The 5750-nt window shown below is 40.4% G+C and carries 3 protein-coding genes and 2 pseudogenes; 3 read left to right on the top strand and 2 right to left on the bottom strand.

All coding sequences use genetic code 11. The features are described 5' to 3' along the window. Positions 1 to 109, top strand: a pseudogene (locus tag G4P69_RS40785) (aldehyde dehydrogenase family protein); the annotation flags it as partial. Here the strand turns inward: G4P69_RS40785 and G4P69_RS35110 are convergent. Continuing rightward, positions 104 to 1060: pseudogene (locus tag G4P69_RS35110) on the bottom strand (pentapeptide repeat-containing protein); the annotation flags it as partial. The pseudogenes G4P69_RS40785 and G4P69_RS35110 sit on opposite strands and share 6 nt — an antisense overlap. Before the next feature lie 138 nt (positions 1061 to 1198). Between G4P69_RS35110 and G4P69_RS35105 the strand changes: the two are divergent. Both G4P69_RS35105 and G4P69_RS35100 read left to right on the top strand, forming a co-directional pair. Further along, positions 1199 to 1942, top strand: a complete 744-nt coding sequence (locus G4P69_RS35105; protein ID WP_208345572.1) for a tetratricopeptide repeat protein — start codon at positions 1199 to 1201, stop codon at positions 1940 to 1942. A gap of 173 nt (positions 1943 to 2115) precedes the next feature. Then, complete coding sequence (locus G4P69_RS35100; RefSeq protein WP_208345573.1) at positions 2116 to 2985, top strand: SDR family oxidoreductase; 870 nt, start codon at positions 2116 to 2118, stop codon at positions 2983 to 2985. A 90-nt stretch (positions 2986 to 3075) separates the two neighbouring features. Here the strand turns inward: G4P69_RS35100 and gcvP are convergent. Then, positions 3076 to 5750, bottom strand: a 2675-nt coding sequence (gcvP, locus tag G4P69_RS35095; protein ID WP_208354533.1) for an aminomethyl-transferring glycine dehydrogenase, incomplete at its 5' end; no start/stop codon positions are given.

The raw sequence follows: 5750 nt of genomic DNA, 5'->3' as shown, positions 1-5750 counted from the left end.
GCAAGAAATTTTTGGTCCAGTTGTCGCTGTTATTCGAGTAAACAATTTTGAGGAGGCGTTGGAAGTTGCTAACAGTACTAACTACGCTTTAACTGGCGGGCTTTACTCCTAAATCGATAACGCGCAAACCCTCTAAACGATCTTCCGCGTAACCGCCAATGCCATCAAGAATAGCTCTCCCGAGATGGCGATCGCGTTTTAAAGGTGTCAGTAATTTTGAGCGTGAAAGAAAACGGATAATCTTCGCTTTACCATTAGCATCCACACTACTAAGAATGGCTGCCGTACGTCCCTCTGCGATCGCTCTCTCTTGAGGCCAATCTTCTAATAATCCTTCCTCATCTAATACTAAATCAGAAATTCCCTGGAAATAAGAATCTATTGTTTGTTGCTGGGTGATGATATTTTGCTGGACAGTGAGTTGGTTTTGTTGAATTGTGAGTTCTTTGGAGATCACGTACTGTCGCCAAGCAACATAAACAGCAATAACCGCAATGGCAATTTGTCCCAGCGCACCAAACCATTCTGCCAGTGTTCCTGAAGCTTCCCAATTAACCTTACGACCTAAAGCCAATAGGCGATCGGCAAAACCGCTAAACTTAATTAAGCCTATAACGCTAACTATTAATCCTATAGAAGCAGTAAAGATCCCTCTTTCAACGGATGAGAACCACTGATCTAGCCGCAACTGTAACCTGGGTAACAAAATTGCCAAAGATAATAGCAAATCTGCTACTGTTCCTAAGACCCCGAGTATACTGTTATTTAGGACAATTCCAATAAAAGTGATAACAATCCCTACTAAAATTACTACTAATGCTCGAGGTTGAACTGTCCAATTGTAAATAGGGCGTTGTTGTGCAGTAGAAAAAGTTTTTTGTAAAGCATTTAAGTTTTGTGGGTTTGGCTGTGATGACACAGTGTCTGAGGCTTGTTGATTAACAAGCGTGTCTCGTATTTCCGTTGCTTCGAGAACACCATCAAAATCATTTGGTTGTGAGTTATCTTCAGCCAGAGGTTCTGGTCTCTGAGGTTGGGATGAGTTAGATTCAATCGGCATATCTATATTTTGGCACCGACGCAGTTCATTCAGCAAACAATTAGTGGTTAAGTCTTTACATTTGTAGTACGTTTTTCCACTTTGTTGTAATAAACAAAAAACTGTAATATTGTTTATCGTGAGTTCTATAGGTATAACATGATCTGTTGGCGCTACTTTGTCGCGTCCGGTTTTATAGCTCTATTCATCCTAGGATGTACTGATACTGTAAAATCAGCCCGAGAAAACAGTACGCAAGTGGTACAAGAGCACAACGGTACCCAATTTTTGACACAAGAAAATGCCAGCCGAAAGGCAGAATATTTTTTGTATAAAGGGAACAGTTCACTCAATTCAGGTCGTTATAAGGATGCTATAGCAGCATATGATAGAGCACTAAGTATTAAACCGGATATTGCTGATGCTTGGATCAATCGAGGTAACGCTTTAACAAATTTGCGGTTTTATCAAGAAGCTTTAACATCTTTCGATAAAGCACTTATTATCCAATCGAACAAGCAAGAAGCATGGTTTAATCGTGGTAATACACTATCAAAGTTAGAACTTTATCAAGAGGCTCTTGCCTCATACGACAGAGTACTTGCACTAAAGTCAAATTCCTATGACGCATGGATTAATCGAGGTATTGCTCTGACAAAGTTACAACGCTACCAAGAAGCACTCGCATCATATGACAAAGCGATCGCTATCAACCCAAATAAACAAGAAGCATATTATAACAAGGCATGCGCTTATGCTTTGCAGAAAAATGCTGAATTAGCAATTGAAAATCTACAAAAGGCTATTCAGCTAGTTCCAGAAAAATCGAAAAGATTAGCAAAAACAGACTCTGATTTTGATCAAGTTCGTAATCACAAGCAATTTAAGGAATTGATTCAGTGATGGGAAATGGGCATGGGGCATGGGGCATGGGGGGAAAGGATTTTAGTAGTATTTATATTTACGTATGGCATTTTTAATTATTTGCGAAAAAACTAAGTAAGCCTGTACATGCTTCTTTCATATTCCCTGCTTTAATGGGCAAATTTATAGTTTAATTCTGTTCAATTACTATCATGAAAAAACTATTAATCACTGGAGCCAGCGGTTTTTTAGGGTGGCATCTTTGCCAATTAGCTAAACAAGAATGGGAAGTTTATGGAACGTTCTTTTCCCATTCCATAGAAATTCCAGGTACAACTAATTTAAACGTTAATTTAACAGATTTTCAGAAACTCAAGCAAATATTTAATGAGATTCGACCATCAGCAGTTATTCATACAGCAGCCCAATCTCAACCAAATTTTTGCCAAAACAATCCTAATGAATCATATGCTATTAATGTGATGGCGTCGTGCAATATAGCAGGGTTATGTGCAGATTATAATATTCCTTGTGTTTTCACATCAACTGACTTAGTTTTTGATGGATTAAATGCTCCATATAGTGAACTAGATCCAGTATGCCCTGTAAATATTTACGGTGAACACAAAGTCATGGCTGAGAAAGGTATGCTAGAACGTTATCCGAAAACCACAATTTGTCGGATGCCGTTGATGTTTGGAATAGCAACACCTACAGCAAAAAGCTTTATACAGCCATTTATTCAAACTTTAAAAGAGGGAAAAGATTTAAATTTGTTTATAGACGAATTTCGTACACCTGCCAGTGGAAAAACAGCAGCCAAAGGATTATTATTAGCACTAGAAAAAGTGACGGGACTCATACATTTAGGTGGTAAAGAGCGGGTTTCACGCTATGAATTTGGTCGCCTACTAATAGAAATTTTTCAACTTCCTGCTACTAATCTTAAATCCTGTCGTCAACAAGATATCAAAATGGCAGCACCTAGACCGACTGATGTTTCTTTAGATAGTTCTAAGGCTTTTGCAATAGGGTATAAACCTTTATCGCTGCGAGAAGAATTAATAAAGTGTTTATATTAAAGTCTGAAAGAAGGAGTCAGGAGTCAGAATTTTTATGAACAGGGTGTAGGGGTTCATCCCAACCCCTACAATGTTTCTAGAGATGTCTAATTATTCTGAGTATGCTTCAATTGGTAGACAAGAACAAACAAAATTCCTATCACCATAGGCATTGTCAATGCGACCAACACTAGGCCAGAATTTATAATCACGAGTCCAAGGAGCAGGGTAAGCAGCTTGTTCTCGAGAATAGGGGTGATTCCATTCTCCAGTAATTAAACTTTCTGCTGTGTGAGGTGCATTTTTCAAGACATTATCTTGTGTATCCACCTTAGCTGATTCAATTTCAGCGATTTCTGCTCTTATGGCAATCATTGCATCACAGAAACGATCTAACTCTTCTTTGGATTCACTTTCTGTAGGTTCTACCATGATTGTACCTGCTACTGGCCAAGAAACTGTTGGTGCATGGAAGCCATAGTCCATTAAGCGCTTCGCAACATCTTCGATTTCGACTGCAGCAGATTTTTTGAGCGATCGCAAATCCAAAATGCATTCGTGGGCAACTAGACCATTTTTTCCTTTATACAAAACAGGATAATAAGACTCAAGCCTACGAGCAATATAATTAGCATTGAGGATAGCAACTTTCGTCGCTTCGGTCAAACCATCCGCGCCCATCATAGCAATATACATCCAAGAAATGACTAAGATGCTCGCACTACCCCAAGGCGCAGCAGCAATTGCGCTGGTTGATTGATCATGCTCATAGATCTTGACAACAGAATGTCCAGGAAGAAAAGGCACTAGATGCTGTGCAACCCCAATTGGTCCCATACCTGGACCACCACCACCATGAGGAATACAGAAAGTTTTGTGTAGGTTTAGGTGACAAACATCTGCACCGATATCTCCTGGACGGCACAGCCCAACTTGGGCGTTCATATTAGCTCCATCCATGTAAACTTGTCCACCATGGGCATGAACAACAGCACAGATTTCTTGTATTTGCTCTTCAAATACACCATGAGTGGAAGGATATGTCACCATTAACGCAGCTAGTTCTTGACTATGCTTTTGCGCCTTAGCCTTAAGATCTTCAAGGTCAACGTTTCCTTGAGCATCACAAGCAACAGTAACTACTTTCATCCCACACATAACCACACTTGCAGGGTTTGTCCCGTGTGCTGAGGAGGGAATCAAACAAACGTTCCGGTGTCCTTCACCTCGACTTTCATGATAGTGATGAATCACCAAAAGTCCGGTGTATTCCCCTTGAGAACCAGCATTTGGTTGTAAAGAAATTCCTGCAAACCCTGTGATTTCGGCCAACCATGTCTCAAGCTGCTGGAATAAGAGTTGATAACCTCGCGTTTGCTCTAGCGGTGCAAAAGGATGTATTTTACTAAACTCAGCCCAACTTACCGGTATCATCTCAGATGTCGCATTCAGCTTCATTGTACATGACCCCAATGGGATCATTGATGTCGTGAGCGACAAGTCTTTACTTTCTAGCTTGTGCAAATAGCGTAGCAACTCTGTTTCTGAATGATAAGAGTTGAAAACTGGGTGTGTAAGGTAAGCACTAGTACGAGCAAAAGGATCACCAGAAGCTTTATCTGTTAATAACTCATCAGTTAACAATTCCTCTACAGGAAAGGATAAGTCATGACCAAGAGCAAAAACTCGCCACAGATCTATTAAGTCTTCTTCTGTCGTCGTCTCGTCTAAAGAAATACCTACAGTAGAGGCGTCGAAAATACGAATGTTAATTTGATGAGCTTCACAAGCTGCTAAAATTTTATCTAAAGAATGTGTTCCTAATTCTACGCGCAGGGTATCAAAGTAATTTTCTGAACCAATATTGTAACCTAAGCGCTTGAGTCCTTCTGCCAGTATTACCGTTAGCTTGTGAATATTTTCGGCAATGCTTTTAAGTCCAACAGGACCATGATACACAGCGTACATACTCGCCATAACCGCTAGTAAAACTTGTGCGGTGCAAATATTACTAGTTGCTTTTTCACGACGAATGTGCTGTTCACGAGTTTGTAGCGCTAGGCGCAAAGCAGTTTTACCAAAAGCATCTTTTGATACACCTACAATTCGTCCAGGAACTTGACGTTTGTATTCTTCTTTTGTAGCAAAGTAAGCTGCATGAGGTCCCCCGTACCCTAGAGGGATACCGAAGCGTTGAGTACTACCAACAGCAATATCAGCACCGAATTCCCCGGGTGGTGTCAGCAATGTCAAGCTTAAGGGATCTGCGGCTACCGTTACCAATGCACCCTCAGCATGGGCTTTTTCTATAAAAGCGCGGTAGTCATAAACTGTGCCATCACTAGCGGGGTATTGTAGAATTGCCCCAAAAATGGGCTCAGAAAAATCAAAGCTTTGATGATCGCCAACAACGATTTTAATTCCTAGAGGTTTAGCTCGTGTTTGCAACACGTCTATCGTTTGGGGATGACAGTCGCGCGAGACAAAATAGGTATTTGCTTTATTTTTACAAACACCATAACTTAGTGATAGTGCTTCTGCGGCGGCTGTCGCTTCATCAAGTAAAGAAGCATTGGCAATTTCCAAACCTGTTAAATCAATAATCATGGTTTGGAAATTTAGGAGTGCTTCTAACCGTCCCTGAGCAATTTCTGGTTGATAAGGTGTGTAAGCAGTATACCACCCAGGATTTTCCAAAATATTACGACCAGAATTGAGTGAACTGTTCCCTTTATACAAAAAATATTCTGCCTTTCGGCTGGCATTTTCTTGTGTCAAAAATTGGG

This window comes from Aetokthonos hydrillicola CCALA 1050, assembly GCF_017591665.1.
Classification (GTDB): Bacteria; Cyanobacteriota; Cyanobacteriia; order Cyanobacteriales; family Nostocaceae; genus Aetokthonos; species Aetokthonos hydrillicola.
The sequence above is the reverse complement of the archived record's forward strand: the minus strand, read 5'-3'. Positions and strand labels throughout refer to the sequence as shown.

Excerpts from the sequence above, each read along its gene's own strand:
- G4P69_RS35105 (WP_208345572.1), top strand. The coding sequence starts at position 1,199 with ATGATCTGTTGGCGCTACTTTGTCGCGTCCGGTTTTATAGCTCTATTC.
- G4P69_RS35100 (WP_208345573.1), top strand. The coding sequence starts at position 2,116 with ATGAAAAAACTATTAATCACTGGAGCCAGCGGTTTTTTAGGGTGGCAT.